At 72.3% G+C, this 15067-nt stretch carries 19 protein-coding genes; 5 read left to right on the plus strand and 14 right to left on the minus strand.

The window, feature by feature from the left end; genetic code table 11:
• Positions 1 to 48 precede the first annotated feature (48 nt).
• The 5 genes from ABR737_RS02245 (at position 49) to ABR737_RS02265 (ending at position 4599) form a co-directional block, all read left to right on the plus strand.
• Entirely contained in the window at positions 49 to 894 is an 846-nt protein-coding gene (locus ABR737_RS02245) for an IclR family transcriptional regulator (protein WP_350248471.1), read from the plus strand.
• Positions 895 to 933: 39 nt separating this feature from the next.
• A complete protein-coding gene (locus tag ABR737_RS02250) occupies positions 934 to 2151 on the plus strand; it encodes a hypothetical protein (protein ID WP_350248472.1) in 1218 nt (405 codons plus the stop codon).
• A 315-nt stretch (positions 2152 to 2466) separates the two neighbouring features.
• Positions 2467 to 3702: an MFS transporter gene (locus ABR737_RS02255; RefSeq protein ID WP_350248473.1), complete on the plus strand. Its 1236-nt coding sequence runs from the start codon at positions 2467 to 2469 to the stop codon at positions 3700 to 3702.
• Between the two features lie 2 nt (positions 3703 to 3704).
• The gene (locus ABR737_RS02260) at positions 3705 to 3863 is read left to right on the plus strand and encodes a hypothetical protein (protein WP_350248474.1); all 159 of its coding nucleotides are present in this window, start codon (positions 3705 to 3707) and stop codon (positions 3861 to 3863) included.
• 136 nt (positions 3864 to 3999) lie between these two features.
• On the plus strand, positions 4000 to 4599 hold the full coding sequence (locus ABR737_RS02265; RefSeq protein ID WP_350248475.1) for a hypothetical protein: 600 nt from the start codon (positions 4000 to 4002) through the stop codon (positions 4597 to 4599).
• A gap of 97 nt (positions 4600 to 4696) precedes the next feature.
• On the opposite strand, the gene ABR737_RS02270 is transcribed toward ABR737_RS02265, so the two are convergent.
• The 14 genes from ABR737_RS02270 to ABR737_RS02335 form a co-directional block, all read right to left on the minus strand.
• Positions 4697 to 4900 (minus strand): hypothetical protein, encoded by a 204-nt coding sequence (locus ABR737_RS02270; protein WP_350248476.1) that lies wholly within the window; start codon positions 4898 to 4900, stop codon positions 4697 to 4699.
• 20 nt (positions 4901 to 4920) lie between these two features.
• Positions 4921 to 6456, minus strand: coding sequence for a hypothetical protein (locus ABR737_RS02275; RefSeq protein WP_350248477.1), 1536 nt, complete (start codon positions 6454 to 6456; stop codon positions 4921 to 4923).
• Positions 6457 to 6508: 52 nt separating this feature from the next.
• Entirely contained in the window at positions 6509 to 7132 is a 624-nt protein-coding gene (locus tag ABR737_RS02280; RefSeq protein WP_350248478.1) for a cell envelope biogenesis protein OmpA, read from the minus strand.
• 148 nt (positions 7133 to 7280) lie between these two features.
• A complete protein-coding gene (locus ABR737_RS02285; RefSeq protein WP_350248479.1) occupies positions 7281 to 7607 on the minus strand; it encodes a BRO-N domain-containing protein in 327 nt (108 codons plus the stop codon).
• Entirely contained in the window at positions 7604 to 8041 is a 438-nt protein-coding gene (locus tag ABR737_RS02290; RefSeq protein ID WP_350248480.1) for a hypothetical protein, read from the minus strand. Before ABR737_RS02290 ends, ABR737_RS02285 begins: the two co-directional genes overlap by 4 nt.
• 43 nt (positions 8042 to 8084) lie before the next feature.
• Entirely contained in the window at positions 8085 to 8240 is a 156-nt protein-coding gene (locus tag ABR737_RS02295; protein WP_350248481.1) for a hypothetical protein, read from the minus strand.
• Between the two features lie 28 nt (positions 8241 to 8268).
• Positions 8269 to 9549: a phosphoadenosine phosphosulfate reductase domain-containing protein gene (locus tag ABR737_RS02300; protein ID WP_350248482.1), complete on the minus strand. Its 1281-nt coding sequence runs from the start codon at positions 9547 to 9549 to the stop codon at positions 8269 to 8271.
• A gap of 37 nt (positions 9550 to 9586) precedes the next feature.
• Positions 9587 to 10378: a hypothetical protein gene (locus tag ABR737_RS02305; protein ID WP_350248483.1), complete on the minus strand. Its 792-nt coding sequence runs from the start codon at positions 10376 to 10378 to the stop codon at positions 9587 to 9589.
• Positions 10379 to 10393: 15 nt separating this feature from the next.
• Positions 10394 to 10837, minus strand: coding sequence for a hypothetical protein (locus ABR737_RS02310; protein ID WP_350248484.1), 444 nt, complete (start codon positions 10835 to 10837; stop codon positions 10394 to 10396).
• A gap of 194 nt (positions 10838 to 11031) precedes the next feature.
• Entirely contained in the window at positions 11032 to 11562 is a 531-nt protein-coding gene (locus tag ABR737_RS02315) for a hypothetical protein (RefSeq protein ID WP_350248485.1), read from the minus strand.
• Positions 11563 to 11717: 155 nt separating this feature from the next.
• A complete protein-coding gene (locus tag ABR737_RS02320; protein ID WP_350248486.1) occupies positions 11718 to 12695 on the minus strand; it encodes an AAA family ATPase in 978 nt (325 codons plus the stop codon).
• A gap of 152 nt (positions 12696 to 12847) precedes the next feature.
• Positions 12848 to 13621, minus strand: coding sequence for a hypothetical protein (locus tag ABR737_RS02325; RefSeq protein ID WP_350248487.1), 774 nt, complete (start codon positions 13619 to 13621; stop codon positions 12848 to 12850).
• Positions 13622 to 13821: 200 nt separating this feature from the next.
• Entirely contained in the window at positions 13822 to 14205 is a 384-nt protein-coding gene (locus ABR737_RS02330) for a hypothetical protein (RefSeq protein ID WP_350248488.1), read from the minus strand.
• 107 nt (positions 14206 to 14312) lie between these two features.
• Positions 14313 to 15044, minus strand: a complete 732-nt coding sequence (locus tag ABR737_RS02335) for a VWA domain-containing protein (RefSeq protein WP_350248489.1) — start codon at positions 15042 to 15044, stop codon at positions 14313 to 14315.
• Positions 15045 to 15067 lie beyond the last annotated feature (23 nt).

The raw sequence follows: 15067 nt of genomic DNA on the forward strand, positions 1-15067 counted from the left end.
CCCCACGACGTCTGGAGCCTGACCGCGCCGCACCGACCTGGAGGTTGCATGTCCCTCGACGTCCCGCCCAGACCCTCCCCGTCCGCGTACTGGTCCCCGCCCGCCGTCCCGCCGGTCCTCGCCGCCGTGAGCGAGGGGCGCCAGCCGCCACAGTCCGCCGGCCGCGGCTTCCGCGTCCTGCACGCCCTGCTGCGCCTGGGCGCCGAGGAGGAACACCAGCTCGCCGACATCGCCCGCGCCGCTGGTCTGCAGCCCTCGCACGCCTCCAAGCTCCTCAAGGCCGCCGGCCTGGAGCGCCTCGTCGAGCCCGGCACCCGCCGCGGCGCCTACCGGCTCACCCGCGACGCCCGCGCGCTCGCCCCGGTGAGGACCGGAACGGACCTGACCACCCCGCCCGTCCGACGCATCATCGAGGACCTGCAGCAGGAGACCGGGCTCGCGGTGTCCTGGCACGAGCCGCACTTCCGCCCCGGCCTCGGCTTCCACCTCACCCTCATCGACCTGGCCTGCCCGCTCCCGCAGCTGCGCGCCGCGGCAGCCCAGCACGAGGGCGACGCACGGACCAGTGCCGCCGGCCGCGCCGCGCTCGCCTACGCTCCCGCCGAACTCGCAGTCAGCGCCGACGACCGCCCGCTCACGCTGGCGCCCGCCGTGCGGGACACCATCCGCTCCACCCGCATCGCGCTGCGCCGATGTCCCGGCATCTGCACCCTGGCCACGCCCGTCCTGCGCGGGCAGCACCTGATCGCCGTCCTCAGCCTCACCGGAGCCGAGCCGCTCTTCCACGATCCGCTCAGGGCGCAGGAGTTCGCCGTCCTGCTGCGCCGGGCAGCCGGACGCGCCGCCGGCTCCTGGCCCGGGGCGGCCCCCGCGCCCGCCCGCCGCATCGCCTGACCGTTCTTTTGCCGAACCCGCCCGAAGGACACCCTGACCATGGCCTCCCACCGCCTCCTCGCGAACGGCGCCGGCACCGACCACCCCGTCCCCGGCCTGCCGTTCGCCGACGACACTCACCTCCCCGCCGGCCCCACCACCCCAGGGCCGGCCCGGCCCACCCGGATCACCGACCCGGACCGCCCTGACCTGGTGTGGATCGTCCACGCCCACCCGCACCTCGGCCGCACCGTGCTGCTGTACGAAGCCGGCCCCGACGGCGCCGGACCGTGGCACGGACACACCGGCCACCCGCTGGTGACCCGGGCCGGAGGCTACTGGTGGGACGGCACCAACTGGTTCCGACCGCCCCAGCTGTGGGACGCGGCCACCGGCGCCGTCGAGCAGCAGGTGGTGCCCGCCGCGGTCACCGTCACCGCCGCCGACCTCCTTCAGGACCCGCGGGCGGATGCCGGCGTAGGCCATCTGCACCAGGTGGACGACCTCGGCGCACCGAGCGCCGCATCGCAGGGCGCGCCATGGCTGCATGACCTGGCGCGCTGGGCGGCCCACCGCGCCACAAGCCCCGACCGGCCGCCGCTGAACCGCTGCGTGGTCACGCTCACCGCGCCCGAGCTCGCCGGCGACCAACTGATCGGCACCCCCGCCCTGGCCGCGGCCGCCGCCATCAGCCCCTCGGCGCTGCGCGCCTACATCAGCCGCGGGCAGGGCGCCGTCCCCGAGCCCCAGGCCCTCGTCGGCAACCGCCCCATGTGGTCGCGGCCCGTCGCGGAGAACTGGGCCGCCCACCGGCGCCGCCCCGCCGCCGACCGCTGGCCGGCTCAGTGCGAGCGCCCGGTCCTGGCGGCGGGCGCCGAACCCATCCGCCAGCAGCTCACCCCGGTCCTGTACGCCGCCCTGTGGGAAGACCCCGAGCGCCGCACACGGTGGGTGCTGCGCCACCGCACCGCGGACGCCGTCCGACAGGTGGCTGAGGACCTCGCATACCTCGCGGCGGACCGGCTGCAGGAGACCGTGCCCGCCCAGGCGCTCGCCGAGGTCCTCACCCAGGCTGCCATCGCCAACTTCGGTGCAGGGCAGGCACGTTCGGACGGCGTCGCACAGGTCCTGGCCTGGCTCACCCGGCATCACCCCCAGCTGGCCGAGCAGACGACCGCCGCCGTCGCCGACCACGCCGCGCTGCAGTTCGGCATCCCGCACGACGACGCCGTCCGGCTCCTGACCGGAGCCGAGGAGGCCCGCCGCGCAGCGGCGTGATCCTGAGCTCCCCGGGCAGCGGTGCACCCCGGACATGCTCCGCATTTCAACCATGTCCGGGGTGCACCGGACCGGCCAACGCACCGCCGGCCTGCCCATACGTTCACCTCATCCCCGGACCGCGGGGAGTCGGCACCACCGAAGAGGAGAAGCTCATGCGCCCCTGCCGTAAGAGTTCCGTTCGCTCCGTCCGCTTCGTGCGCCCGTAAGGCCCACGAGCAGCACCCCGAAGGCGGCCGCACCTCTGGTTCGGCCGCCTTCGGGCTGTCCGCCCCCTTCGTGACGACCGCAGGCAGCGCCTGCAGGGAGAGCTGCATGGCCACTCACACCTCCGCCACCACGGCCGTGCCGCCCGCCCGCACGGCGCACTCCGTCGTCTGGATCCTGATCACCAGCTCGCTCATCGTGAAGGCCGGCGGGTTCAGCTGGGACTTCCTCGGCTACTACGTGGCCGACGGGACCGGACATGGCACCACCGCGGCCGGAGCCGCGCTCACCGCATTCGGGGTCGGCTGGTGCCTGGGCCAGGCCTCGGCCGGCGCGCTGACCGACCGGCTCGGCCAGCGCACCGCCCTGGTCACCCTGATGATCCTGTCCGCGCTCGCGTGCCTCGCGCTCGCCGTCGCCACCTCCCTGCCCGCGCTGCTCGGCGTCGCCGTCTGCCTGGGACTGACCATGGAGGCCCACCGGCCGGCCGTGTCGGCCTCCATCAACGAGGCGATCCCCACCGAGGCCGGCCGCACACGCGCACAGACCTGGACGTACTTCGCCAGCAATGTGGGCATCGCCATCTGCGGCGGCGCGGGCGGATATCTCGCCCATACCTACGGCTACCGCATCCTGTTCATCGTCAACGCCGTCGTGTGCCTGGCCTTCGCGCTCGTCGCCCGCCGGACCCTGGCCCCCAGGCCGCCCACCGCGGACACGCCGTCGGCCGGCTACCGACGGGTTCTGGCGGACCCCGCCCTGCGCTGGATCACCGTGGTCGCCGTCTGCTCGATGGTCTGCGCCTGGGGGCTCGTCTCGGTCCTGCCGCTGCTGATGACCAACGACGGCCTCCCGGCGACGAGTTTCGGCATGGCGATGGTCGCCAACACCGTGGGCGTCCTCGCCCTGACCCCGCCCCTGATGCGCCTGCTCGTCGGCCGCGGCGAGGCCGTCCGGTTCCCGTTCGTGCCCGTCCTCGCCGCCGGCTCGGCCATCCTCGGCCTCGGCATCACCATCGCCGCGTTCCAGCACACGGTCCTGGGCTACGCGATCGCCGCCGTCGTCCTGGTCCCGGGCGAGGTCTGCTACAGCGTCGCCGTCGGCGCATACATCTCCACCGCCGCCCCGCCCGGCGCCACCGGCCGCTACCAGGCCGTCATCAGCGGCGCGACCGCGCTCGCCTCCCTGCCGCCCCTCGGCATCGCGCTCGCCCTGGAGGCCGGCGGCCGCCCCCTGGTCGCCGGCCTCCTCGCCGCCAGCGCCGCCCTCGCCGTCACCGCCTGCTACCCCCTCGCCCGCTCCCTGCGCAGCCGCTCCACCACCCGCCCCGACGACAGGAGTTGACCATGACCGCGAAGTTCACCAACCTGCCCTGGCCCGCCCCTGTCCCGGCCACGGTGCACCCGCGCGAAGAGACGCCGGAGTCCGAGGGGCCCGTGCCGGCCGCCGCGGACCCCGCACCGGTCGGACCGGACGCCACGGCGCCCTCCGCGGCATCCGGCTGAGCACGATGAGGACCTCGCGGACCAACACCGGCGGCCCCGACCACATCTGTGGCCGGGGCCGCCGTCATGAACCACCCCCTGGCCCCTCGTCGAGCCACCCGCAGCCGAACCCACCCGCACGGCGAAAGGCGCACCGATGCCCGACCACCTGGTGATCCACTGCCCCCGCTGCCCGAGCGAGGAAGTCGAGGCCCAACTCGGCTCGCCAGAAGACCCGACGGCCGTCGCGGCCCTCGCCTGCCTGCTGTGCGGCCACCGCTGGCAGCCCACCGAGCTCCCGCACCTCCTCGCGCCCGACTACGACCAGGCATACGGCACGGCCCCCGCCCTGGCCGAAGAGGAACTCACCCTCGCCCTGTGGGCCGAGGGCATCAACGTGCGCGCCCAGGCGGCCGCGAGCGGCAACGGTCCCGGCGTCGACCACGGCGGCTACCGGCTCTTCTACCTGCGTCAGGCCGCCTACCTCGACCGGGCCGCCCACGCGATGGCCGTCGCCGCCCGCGGGCAGCTCATCGCCCAGCAGCCGGCCGACGACGCCGCGGACGCGGCCGTGATGGCCGCCGACCTGCTCCTGCACCTCGACCTCGAGCTCGACCAGGTCCACGTCGAAGGCCTGCTGGGGGCCGACTCGCCCCAGTGGCAGTCACCCGAGGGACTGCGCGGCTACGTACGCCAGGAGTACATCGCGTGGCAGGAGTGGGAGAGCGCCGCCCGCCGAAGCCGCAGAGACGCGTAGCGCCACCGGACGCCATGCGGAACCCCAGGCCTGGAGCACCTGCTTCGTTCGACCGGGGGCTCCAGAACCCCCTGCCGGGCGCGGCGCGGCCCGCTCCTCACCGGGGCAGGTAGCAGCGGCAGGGAGCGGCGGGCGGATGCGAATGGAACATCTCGCGCTTCGCCTCCCAGCCGATCGGCTGCGCCCCGGACTCCTGACGGTGACCGCACCGGCAGTAACTGCGGTCCAGCAAGGGGTTGTAGGTGACGTACGGGTGATCGCGGCTCGTGCACCACGCCACCGTCTCCGGCGCCACGCTCATGATGGTGATCTCCTCTGTTCTCAGGCCGCCGCGATGGCAGGCACGCGTGCGACGCCCGAGGGCCGGATGACCGGAACGGTGCGGCTGCCGCGGGGGCGCCGGTGGCTGACGAGCGGCCGGATGGGCTCCCACCGAGGGCCGATGAGTCCCGTGAATTCGGTCCAGCGGCGCTCGAAGGACTCCCTGTTCTTGTCGTCGGCGCCGCTCGGCGCGGCCACCAGATACGCCTCCGCCGCGGGGTATCCCTCGCCGCGGTCGAGGTAGTGCAGCCGCTTGATCATCGAGCGCTCGCCGTGGCGCAGCTGTACGCCGGCCTCGCGTCCCCAGCGCATCAGCGTGAACTCCGCATCCAGGCGCGTGCCTTCCCACACCGTGCGCACCGACCGCCACGCCGGGCCCTTGACCGGGTTGCCGTGGCAGCCGTCGTCGAGGCCCGCGCACTGCGGGGGCAGTTCGGTGCGCGTGCCGTCGGCGCCGGTCTCGAACACCGCGTGTTCGCGCCGGCAGGCCGCCGTCCGCTCGGTGCGGCACCACCAGCGCGGGCGGGGGCACCGGTCCCCGTGATGGTGGCGGCAGTCCTTCGTCCGGCCGGGCAGGTACAGGCGGCGCACCTCGTACAGGGAGAACGGGGACGCGTCCAGACGCTCCTCGAAGGCGGTGAGGACCGCGTCGTTGCGCTCGTCCTCGGTGAGCTGCTGGTACAGCGAGCGCGTCCCGTACAACGACATCGGTTCGTTGAGCGCCATCGAGGCGTACTCCATCGCCAGTGCCTCGGCGGCGAGCTCCGGGTGCTCGCGCAGCCGTGCCTCGTGCCGATCCCGCGACGCACAAACTCCACTGAACGGGCAAAAGGTGCAGTAGCTCTTCTGGATGGGCTCGCCGAGGCGCTGCAGGACGTACGCCTCCACCGCCGCCCGGTCCATCTCGGCCTCGATCAGCGGGTACGAGGGCTCGCAGATCACCCGGCCGGCCCGCTCGTTGAGCCGGTTCTGGATCTTGGTGTCCTTCTCCATCCGCTTCCGCTCCCCGGCGTGGTAGCCGATCACCCGGCGGAACGCGGTCTGGCCGAACTCGGCGACCGCCCAGTGATCAAGGCACCAGCCCTTAAAGCGAATTGAGCAGGTCCTGCGCCCCGAAGCCATTTGGGGCACGGTGCCGCCGGTCACCAGCCAGTCCGACAGCCGCCACGGGCCGGCCTGATGGATGCGGCGGGTGGCGCGGGAGTCTTCGAGGACCAGGACCCCGTCGGAGTCGCTGAAGCCCATCCTCGCCACCTGCACTACGCGCACCCGGAGCTCGGCGAGCAGCGGGAGCACGAGCCGGTCCACGTACGACAGAGAGGTCGGCCACTCGTTGCCGGTGACGGCGTGCAAAACGATCAAGTCGGACAGGTCCGGTTCGAGTCCGTAGCGCACGGGGTCTTCGAGGTACATCAGCAAGATCGCGGTCGAGTCGGCGCCGAGCCCGTACGACAGCACCGTCATCGGTTTGTCCGGCCGGGAAGCGGGGCTACGGAGCGCGGGCAGGGTGAACAGGGCGGGTGGAGCGGAGGACACGGTGTTCCTTTGTGGGGGTGAGGGCGGCGCGGGAAGGATGGCGCGGAGCGGACTACAGACCCAGGGAGCGCAGGGCAGCACGCAGCAGTTCGGCCTGCTCGCTGTCGAACCGGGGCCGAGGGGCGCGTCGCAGTGGCCGGATGCGCAGTACGGGGACGTCCAGGTCGACTCCGAGGAGCCGCTCGGGCCGCTGCGGATCCTTCTTCATGCGGTAGTTCTCGGCGCGAAGCATCCAGGAGTCGAAGTCGTCGGCGGGCCGCCCCGAGCGGATCTCGTGCTGCTCATCGGGGGCGATCCGCGGGCACGGGCAGTCCGGATCGCTGCACGGCTTGCCCGCGGGATGGCGGACGCTCGCGGCCCTCGTGCGGTAGTGCGTCGCGGTGCCGTTCAGCATGGGACACGCCTTGGCCGTGTAGGCCAGGCACTCGGGATGGAGGCCGGGCTCGGGGGCGATGCCGGCGCGGACGTCCATGGGCCGGACGATCAGGCAGATGCGTTCGTCGAGGCGCTGACCGCATATCTGGCAGAGCCGCCGCAGCAGCGCCTCGGCGTGACGCCGCGGATCGACGCTGCCGAACAGTGCAGCGCCGGCGTGCTCGTAGGAGATGAACGGCACCACGAGGCCGCCGACGCGAGGGCGCCCGTGCAGCCGCACGGGAAGGGGAAGGCCACTCACGCGCGGCACCTCGAGAAGACGACGCTCTGGCGGTGCTGCGCGTCGGGGCGCACGCGGTCGGTGGGGTGGTCGTTCATGACTCCTCAGAAGGGGAAGCGGGCGCGCAGGCGATGCGGCGGCGGGAGGGGAGGCCGGGCGGGGCGTCCGGTCAGTGCGGGTGGGGCAGATGGCGGTCGAGGTGGGCGGCCCAGGCGGTGAAGGCGCTCGGCGGGTGGAAGCCGGCGGCCACCATCAGCGCGTCCAGCTCGGCGGTGGTCACCAGGACCTGCGGCACGTCGGATCCCGGAGTCAGCGGCGGCCGGAACCCCAGGGCCCTGGCGACGTCGCGGACGAACCACAGGACGTGGCCATCGCGTAGCCGTACCCGCAGGTGAGCGGACTCGTAGACGAGGGTCGTGGTGCGCGTGCGCCCGACGTGCCGCCGTCGGGTGGACGCCGGGCGCGGGCCGGGCACCGCGACCGTGCGGCTGTTCACGAGACTGCGACGTCGCCGGTGCGCAGGTCGATGCGGAGGCGTTCGCCGCCGCACAGGCGCTCAGTGCCCGACAGGTCGGCCAGGAGCCCGCCCACGTCGTCGAAGTCCAGGTCGACGATGCTGCGCGTGCCGTCGAGATGGCGGACCTGACCGGTGGTCTCCCAGAACCACCCGTTCTCCCACTCGCAGGTGCCGAAGACGACGCCGACCACCGGCCAGCGCGAGTCGGTCTCCCGGGCCGCGACCACCTCACGGGTGCGGTGGCGCAGCACGTCGACCAACCGGCGGCCGTAGTGCGCGCGCTGCCGCTCCACGCAGGCGGTCTCGATGTCGTACAGCTGCGCGGCGGTGAGGGTGTCCAGGAGCCGGCCGAGCTCGGCGTCGAAGTCGGTGGTGCCGACGAGCGGGGCAAGACCGGCGGGAGAGGGGGACACGAGCAAGGGGCTGCCTTTCGCAAGGGGGCAGGGGGACGGCTGGTCAGCCGTGTGCGGAGCGGGCACGCATGCGGGCCTTGATCTGCTGCATGGTGGGCGGGGTCCACTGGTGCCATCGGGCGTCGGTGGTCCACCGCTGCATGTGCTCGCGGCGGGTGATGCCGCAGTGCCGGCAGGCACTCGGCTCGGTGATCGTCATGGGGCTCGGTTTTCGCGTCGGCGCCGGGTCAGGCGGCGAGGGCCAGGCGCTGCAGGTAGGCGGTCGCCATCTCTTCTCCGAGGTGGTGGCGAATCGCGTCGCCCCGGCGCCAGGTGATCGGGCCCTCGGCGGCCTCCAGGCGGGAGGCCTCGGCGACGACCTCGGCGAGGCTGAACTTGTTCTTGAAGCGGTGCCCGATCCGGTCCTCGAGGTCGGTGTACGTCTTCGGGGTCTCAAGGCCCAGCACCCAGCACAGCCGGACGGCGCGCACGAGGACGTCGAAGGACGCCAGGATGCAGAAGATGCAGCTCAGGCGGGGGATGAGGGTGTCGTACACGGGGTGGTAGTCGAGGGTGTTGTCGACGATCTCCTGCCAGATGTCCTGCTCGGAGAGGTGGAACACCGGGTGCCATGTCAGTACGAGACGGCGGCCGTTGCTGGCCCGGTGGTCGATGGCGAGCTCGTGCTTCTTGCGGCGGGAGGGCGACTCGTCGGCCCGGATTCCCAGGCAGTTGACGATCAGTGCCTGCTCGTCGAGGCCGAGCTCGTCGACGATCTGCGTGAACAGCTTGGCGGCCTCGTCGCGCTTCAACGTCGAGGTGCACAGCCTGTTCTGGGCGTCGGGCCACATGCCGCGCTTCTCGACCATGCCGAGGAACCCGACAGGCGCCTTGACCACCACGAACCGCAGCCCGTACCGCTCGGCCTGCTGCCGGGCAAGATCACGAACCCCGGGCCATTCTGCGTCCTGGCCGATATCGGCGTGGACCACCACGACCTTGTCCAGGCAGCCGGCGGCCTTCGCCCACCGAACCACCCGGTCGAGCGCCACGACGCTGTCCTTGCCAGCCGAAGACTGCACGAGAAGCGCCGAGGCCGCCCGGATCAATTCCTCGGGCATCGCGGCGAGTTCCGACAGCAGGGCGACCTCGGCCGTGAGCCGGGCGCCCTTGCGGCGGGGCCGGCCCGCGCTGGTCAGCTTCCGGGTACGGGCGAGTTCCTCCCCCAGGCGGGCGTCGGCCCGCTCGCTCGCGGTGAAGGCGCGCCGCCACCGGGCGCCGGTGGCGGCGACCTGCGCGGCGCGCGTCTCGTACGCGCTCTCGGCGTCGGTCAGGGCCTTCACCGCGTCCTCGAGGTCATGGCTGGGGGCGGTGCGCACAGCACTGCGGCACCGGCGCCGTGCGGCGGCCGCCTCCTTACGGTGCAGCCGGGCCCGGTGCTCGGCGCGCTCGGCGGCGCGACAGGTGCTCTCGGCGCTGGCCGAGAGGCGGATGAGGTCGAGCAGATGCAGACGGGTGGTCAGGTCCATGGCGGCAGGTCCCCGGAGTGGAAGTGGGCGGTGGACGTCAGGCAGCGGCGAAGGCCGCGTCGTCCCGGTCGGTGAGCCAGGCAGTGAAGGCGGCCGCCATGCGGGCGCTCTCCTCCTCGACACCGAGGCCGTTGGGCAGGTGCTTCTCGACGGCCTCGTCGGCGCCGTAGGTGATCAGGGCGGTCCACGGCATGTTGTGCATCCAGGCCGGATGCCGGGCGCTGTAGGTGTAGTGGCCGGGGTTCCAGACCTCACGGAAGAAGCGCGCCTCGACGTCCCCGAGCCGGTAGACGACGCGGGTGTCGCCGGCACTGTCGCTCTCCACGTCGACGGTGATCCCCTTCGCGGCGAACGCGGCGACCAGGTAGTCACCGGCCGGGGTGTCGTCGACCTCGGGCAGAGCCACCAGGCGCCTCCCAAGGTTGGTGATGTAGGTGAACTGTTCCTGGTCGCCGTCCTGTTCACCGCGCCGGGTGAGGCGGCACGCCAGGCCCTCGCGGATGAGCGAGTCGAGGATCTGCTGCTGCACCGGCTTTTCGATGCGGCCGGGCTCGGTGGAGACGAGGACACTGAGCAGGGCGTCGGCCTTGCCGACGCTCAGCAGCGCGAAGCGGCCCTCCGGGGTGAGCTCGTGGCGGGCCTGCAGAGGCTCGGCATCGCTCGCGGGGGCGCTCGTGAGCCAGCCGCGCTCGCGCATCAGATTCAGTGACCGCAGGGGGACGCCCAGCGGCAGCAGCCCGTCGTCGGCGCGCAGCGCCGCGAAGAGCCAGGTGCGCTGACGGGAGGTCGGCGCCGGGGCGTTGGGGTCAGCGGCCAGGAACGTGGACATCTCGATCTCCAGTGGTCAGGAGTACAGGGCGACGCGCAGGTGCTCGCCGGGCTCGGCGCGACCGAGCGCGTCAAGGGCCTCTTCCACGGCTTCGTCGAAGTCGTGGAGCTCGGTGCGCGGGCCGTAGTGGAGGGTCGCGCCGTCGCTGCGCCAGTCGTTGGCGAAGTCCTTCGTGAACGTCACCGCGTCCGGCAGCTGCTCGCCCTGGTCGGCGAAGTACGTCTTCAGCAGGGGGCGCAGGTCAGCGAAGTCGTCCGGGTGCGCGGACGGGGGGATGCGGTCGGTGACGCGGCGGCCGTCGCGCTGACGGCCGCACCCCTCGCACAGTTCCTGTGCGGCGGTGTTGTCGAAGCGGCAGTCGCCGCCCTTGCACTGCCAGAGCAGGCCGGCCGCGCGGAAGACCTCGCGGACGGTCTCCTCCTGCTGCTCGTTCGCTGCCCGGAGTGCCTTCTCGATCACGGTGTCGGAAATGGGTGTCCTCCTGGGGTCGCGTACGAGCAGCAGCCGGAGCCACTCCCCGCTGACCCTTCTAAGTTTACTCGCGCATTGACTCTAGATCAAGTTAAAAGGGTCATCGGCGGGTGTGGAACCCCTGGGCGTTGTGCGGGGGCTGGACGTGCGGTGCGGGCGCCGACGCGGTGCGCAGCAGCTGGTCAGCAGGCGTCGATGGTCTCGCCGGGCCGGAGGAAGCGGCCCGTGTCGATGAAGTGCTGGCGGGATACGGAGGATTCGGTGTCGTAGTCGCCGAACCGTCCGAACGTGGTGTCGCACCCGCAAGTGCACGCCGGCATGGTCTCGCCGAGCCCGCTGCGGGTGAGATGGCAGCCGCCGCACTGCTCCTCGGTGCCGGGGTTCTCGAACGCGCAGGCGCAGAGCCAGGTGCCGCACGTGTCGCACAGGCCAGCGTCCTCGGCCTGGTCCGTGGTGAGCGCGGTGTTGCAGTCGTCGCACCATCCGGCGGGCCAGGTGAAGCCGAGGGCCTCCAGCCCCGAGGTGATTTCCATGTACGCGTCGGCGCCAGACTGGTTCTGGTCGGCGATGTGGACGAGCACGATCCGGGTCGCGGCCATCGGGTTGGGGACGCGGGAGCGGCGGGCGGCCCGATCCGCCAGGAAGATCAGAGCGCGCGCGGTGCGGTCGTGGAGCGCGGCGGCGGCGCGGGAGACGAGCGGAGTGAAAGGCAAGGGAGCTCCAGAGGTCGGGGTCGCGGTGGTACGCGGCCTAGGCGGGCCGCTAGCCGGGTGGAGCGCACGGGTCCTCCAGAGGTGAAGTGGATGGTGGAGAGCGGTGGTTGGTGCCGGACGCCGTGGCGGCCGCAGCTGCGGCCGCCACGCTGGCGTCACGAGGCGTGGGCGTCCTGCGGGGCGGTGGCCTGCAGGGAACGGCCGCGACGGGTGATGTAGTCGTCCATGCGGACGAGGGTCACGCCGTCGTCGTCGGCCAGCAGGACGTCCTCAAGGAAGCGCCCGCGGACGGTGTCCCGCAGCAGGCCGAGTCCGGCATGGGTCGCCTCGGGGTGGCGTGCCTGCGCGATGAGTTCGGCGACCGGAACCGGCGGGGCGGACGGCTCGCCGTCCTCCAGCCAGTCCCGCACCCGGGCGGCGAACTCGGCCCCGGGCTTGGTGACGACCGCACCGGACAGGTCCGCGGAGAGCGCCTTGAGCACGACGAGCGTGTTGTCGGAGTCCATCGCGCCGACGAAGTTGAACTCGTACTCCGCGCCGTCGCGGTGCTCGGGCTTGCCGCCGAACCGGCGCATCGCGTGGCGGCCCTGCTCGTCGGCCTCCAGGTGGTACTCCGTCTTCGACCGCAAGGTGGCGATGACGTGACCGGGATAGGCGAACAGGGCGTCCCACATCCGGCGTTCACGCGGCCGGACCTCGCTCCAGCCGGACTTGTTGCCGCCTGCGCCGCGCTTGGTCGCGTCATCGACCTGTTCGAGGACCCCGCCGTTGCCGGACCAGAACAGCGTGTACGGGTCGACGATCACGGTCGCGTAGCCCCGGGCCGCACATTCGGCCAGGACGGCGATGAGTGCCTCCGGCGAGCAGTACGTCAGGGGCGGGCAGAGGTCGAAGTCGAACCGGTCGGCGTACTTGGAGGCGTGTCCGTGGACCGCCTCGATGACCGCGGTGGTGGGGCCGAGCGCGGAGGCCAGCTCCAGCGCGGTGTACGTCTTGCCCGATCCGCTCGGCCCCATCAGCGCGATACGCCCGGGGAGCCGGGTCTTGACCGCGGGGCCGAACGGGAACTGCGGGTGGAGCGGGCGAGCGGTGGGGTTGGGGGTTTCCTGTGGGTGCGTCATGGTGTCCGTCAAGAGCCCTCCGGGAACACCTCGGTGGATTCAGGGGCCGGCTCGACAGGGTCCAGGACGGGGCGCCAAGGCGCCCCGAGGGCTGGAGCCGACACCCTCTGACGCTATTAATTTTACCACAGGTACATTAGGAAACGGGCAGCTCAGGGCATATTTCACTCCTCTCTGGAGGGCTGATCCTGCCCGGCTTGCTTCGCTGCTTGCCGGGCGTAGTAGTTGGTGCCCGGCAGGACTCGGTAGGGCTGGCCTGTGGACGTGTAGCCGTCCGGCGCGACGGTGCGGCTGGCGTACCGCTCAGCCTTGCGCTCTTCGGCGCCGGCTTTCCACGCTTCCAGGGTCTCCGCGAACCAGTACGGGCGCTCGAGCTCGTCGATCCCGTCGGGTTCGGGCGCGCGGCCGTGAGTCTTGGAGGAGGTGAAGCTGTTCTCGGAGCCGAAGCCGGCCATCTCCCAGGCGTGAGGCACGTAGTACCGGTAGCGGCCCCCGGTCTGCCGATCCACCTTGAAGGGCTTCTCCCCGGAGTCCGGATCCGGCTGCTTGGCACGGCGGGGGTCGATGGTCGGACGGGCCGGCGCCCACTTCCCCTTCCCCGCTCGCCGCTCCATCGGGCTCTCGTCCGCATTCATGTAGCCGACGGCCTTGAGGAAGGCGACGACCACTTCGCGCGGGTAGAGCGGCGGCGCGTCACCGCTACCTTCCGGCGCCTGGCCCTCCAGCGCCTCAGTCTCCGGCGCCTCCCCTTCCGGGGCCTCGCCCTCTCGGCCCTCGGCCTCTCTGGCGTTGTCCTCCAGCGCCTTGGCGACTAGGCGCAGCGGCGGCAGTCCGCCGCTCTTTCGCGGCACCGCGTGCCATTTCTGTGCGGCTGTCCGGCCCACGCCGGCTAGCCTCGCGATCTCGCTCAGGTTGAGCAGTTCGTCCTTGCGGGCCATCATCGGCTCCTTGTCGCTTAAAAGTAAATTTATGGCCGATGGTACGGCAAATTTTCAGGGTCAGGTACTGGGCGGTGCGGCGCGGCGCTGTCCAGCCGGCGGGGACGCCGAAGGCCCCGGGACGAGATCCCAGGGCCAAGGACAGATGAGGCGGGGGCATCCGGGACGGAGGACCGAGTCCTGCGGCGCCGGGTCCGGTGTCAGCCGAAGGCGAGGTCGCCGCATCCGCAGCCGGTGTGCCGGCAGGGCAGCCGGGCGCCGTTGACCAGGCGAGAGGCGTGCGTGGCGGCCGAGTGTCCGCAGACGCACGTGGCGCCCAGCGCGGCCCCGGCGGCCTCGCGCCGCCGACATCGCTCGGCGAGCGCCGCGGTGATGTCCCGCTCGGCTTGCGCCTCCGCGAGCGCGGCCTGCAGTCCGGCCGCATCCAGCACGCCCTTCATCTGCGTGATGTCGATCTGGGCCAGCGCCAGTGCCAGGTCCCGGTCCGCGCCGGAGCGGGCAAGAAGCAGCTGCAGGGCCGCAGCTTGCGCGCCCGCCGCCCGGGAGGCGCCGGCGTAGGTCGCGTGGAGAGTCGAGTTGCTCATCGTTCATCCCGTTCGTCGCTCGGGCGCGGAGGGCGGCCGCGCGCCCGGATGAGGAGGAAGGCCCGGCGGGCCGGCCGCGCGACGGCGGCCGGCGTCCCCGGTGTGGATCAGTGCCGGACCGGCTGGCGGGCGACGAGCCAGGGGACGAACTCGTGCGTGATGCCGTCGTAGAGCTCCTCGTCGGTGATGTGCTCGGGCTCGTCGGCCTGGAACAGCGAGACGTGGTCGTCCTTGAGCCCCAGGACGTCGAGGGTGCGCAGGAAGTCGACCTTCTTGCCGAAGGCGACGAAGGCGATGAACGCCTCGATGGCCTCGAACTCGCCCTCGCCGACGATCTCGCGCAGGACGGCGACCACCGCGGACCGGTCGTCCGGGTTGCCGTCGGTCTGGAAGACGATCAGCGCGGGCACGGTCGCCCCGGACTCCTGGTGCTGCTGCAGGACGGCCCGAATGGCCGTCGCGTAGTAGGTGCGGCCCATGTGCCCGAGCCGGTTGTGGGCCTCCTCGATCCGGCCGGCGTAGTCGTCCACGCTCACCGTGAACGTGGCGTCGATGCCGGTGGAGAAGAACGTCACCGGCACCGAGCCGTCGTCGTCCAAGTTCCGTGCCAGGCCCAGGATCCGCTCGGCGAGGTACTGGACGGTGCCGTCGCTGTAGTACGGGCGCATGGACCCCGAGCGGTCCAGGACGAGGTAGACCGCCGCCCGCTGCCCGGCCAGACCGAACTTGCGCAGACTGTGCGAGGCCTTCTGGGTCAGACCCTCCATCGTCGAGCGGACCGGCACAGGGGCCGGCGAGGCAGTGGCGGAGGGCGAACCGGCGAAGAGCTTCTTGAACATGGAGATTCCTGTCATCGGGCCGT

It is taken from the genome of Streptomyces sp. Edi2 (genome assembly GCF_040253635.1).
In the GTDB taxonomy this organism is placed as follows: domain Bacteria; phylum Actinomycetota; class Actinomycetes; order Streptomycetales; family Streptomycetaceae; genus Streptomyces.

Bases quoted from the DNA above. Each gene is read 5' to 3' on its own strand.
- ABR737_RS02245 (WP_350248471.1), top strand. From the start codon at position 49: ATGTCCCTCGACGTCCCGCCCAGACCCTCCCCGTCCGCGTACTGGTCC.
- ABR737_RS02330 (WP_350248488.1), bottom strand. From the start codon at position 14,205: ATGAGCAACTCGACTCTCCACGCGACCTACGCCGGCGCCTCCCGGGCG.
- ABR737_RS02265 (WP_350248475.1), top strand. From the start codon at position 4,000: ATGCCCGACCACCTGGTGATCCACTGCCCCCGCTGCCCGAGCGAGGAA.
- ABR737_RS02260 (WP_350248474.1), top strand. From the start codon at position 3,705: ATGACCGCGAAGTTCACCAACCTGCCCTGGCCCGCCCCTGTCCCGGCC.
- ABR737_RS02270 (WP_350248476.1), bottom strand. From the start codon at position 4,900: ATGAGCGTGGCGCCGGAGACGGTGGCGTGGTGCACGAGCCGCGATCAC.
- ABR737_RS02250 (WP_350248472.1), top strand. From the start codon at position 934: ATGGCCTCCCACCGCCTCCTCGCGAACGGCGCCGGCACCGACCACCCC.
- ABR737_RS02305 (WP_350248483.1), bottom strand. From the start codon at position 10,378: ATGTCCACGTTCCTGGCCGCTGACCCCAACGCCCCGGCGCCGACCTCC.
- ABR737_RS02335 (WP_350248489.1), bottom strand. From the start codon at position 15,044: ATGTTCAAGAAGCTCTTCGCCGGTTCGCCCTCCGCCACTGCCTCGCCG.
- ABR737_RS02325 (WP_350248487.1), bottom strand. From the start codon at position 13,621: ATGGCCCGCAAGGACGAACTGCTCAACCTGAGCGAGATCGCGAGGCTA.
- ABR737_RS02255 (WP_350248473.1), top strand. From the start codon at position 2,467: ATGGCCACTCACACCTCCGCCACCACGGCCGTGCCGCCCGCCCGCACG.
- ABR737_RS02300 (WP_350248482.1), bottom strand. From the start codon at position 9,549: ATGGACCTGACCACCCGTCTGCATCTGCTCGACCTCATCCGCCTCTCG.
- ABR737_RS02295 (WP_350248481.1), bottom strand. From the start codon at position 8,240: ATGACGATCACCGAGCCGAGTGCCTGCCGGCACTGCGGCATCACCCGC.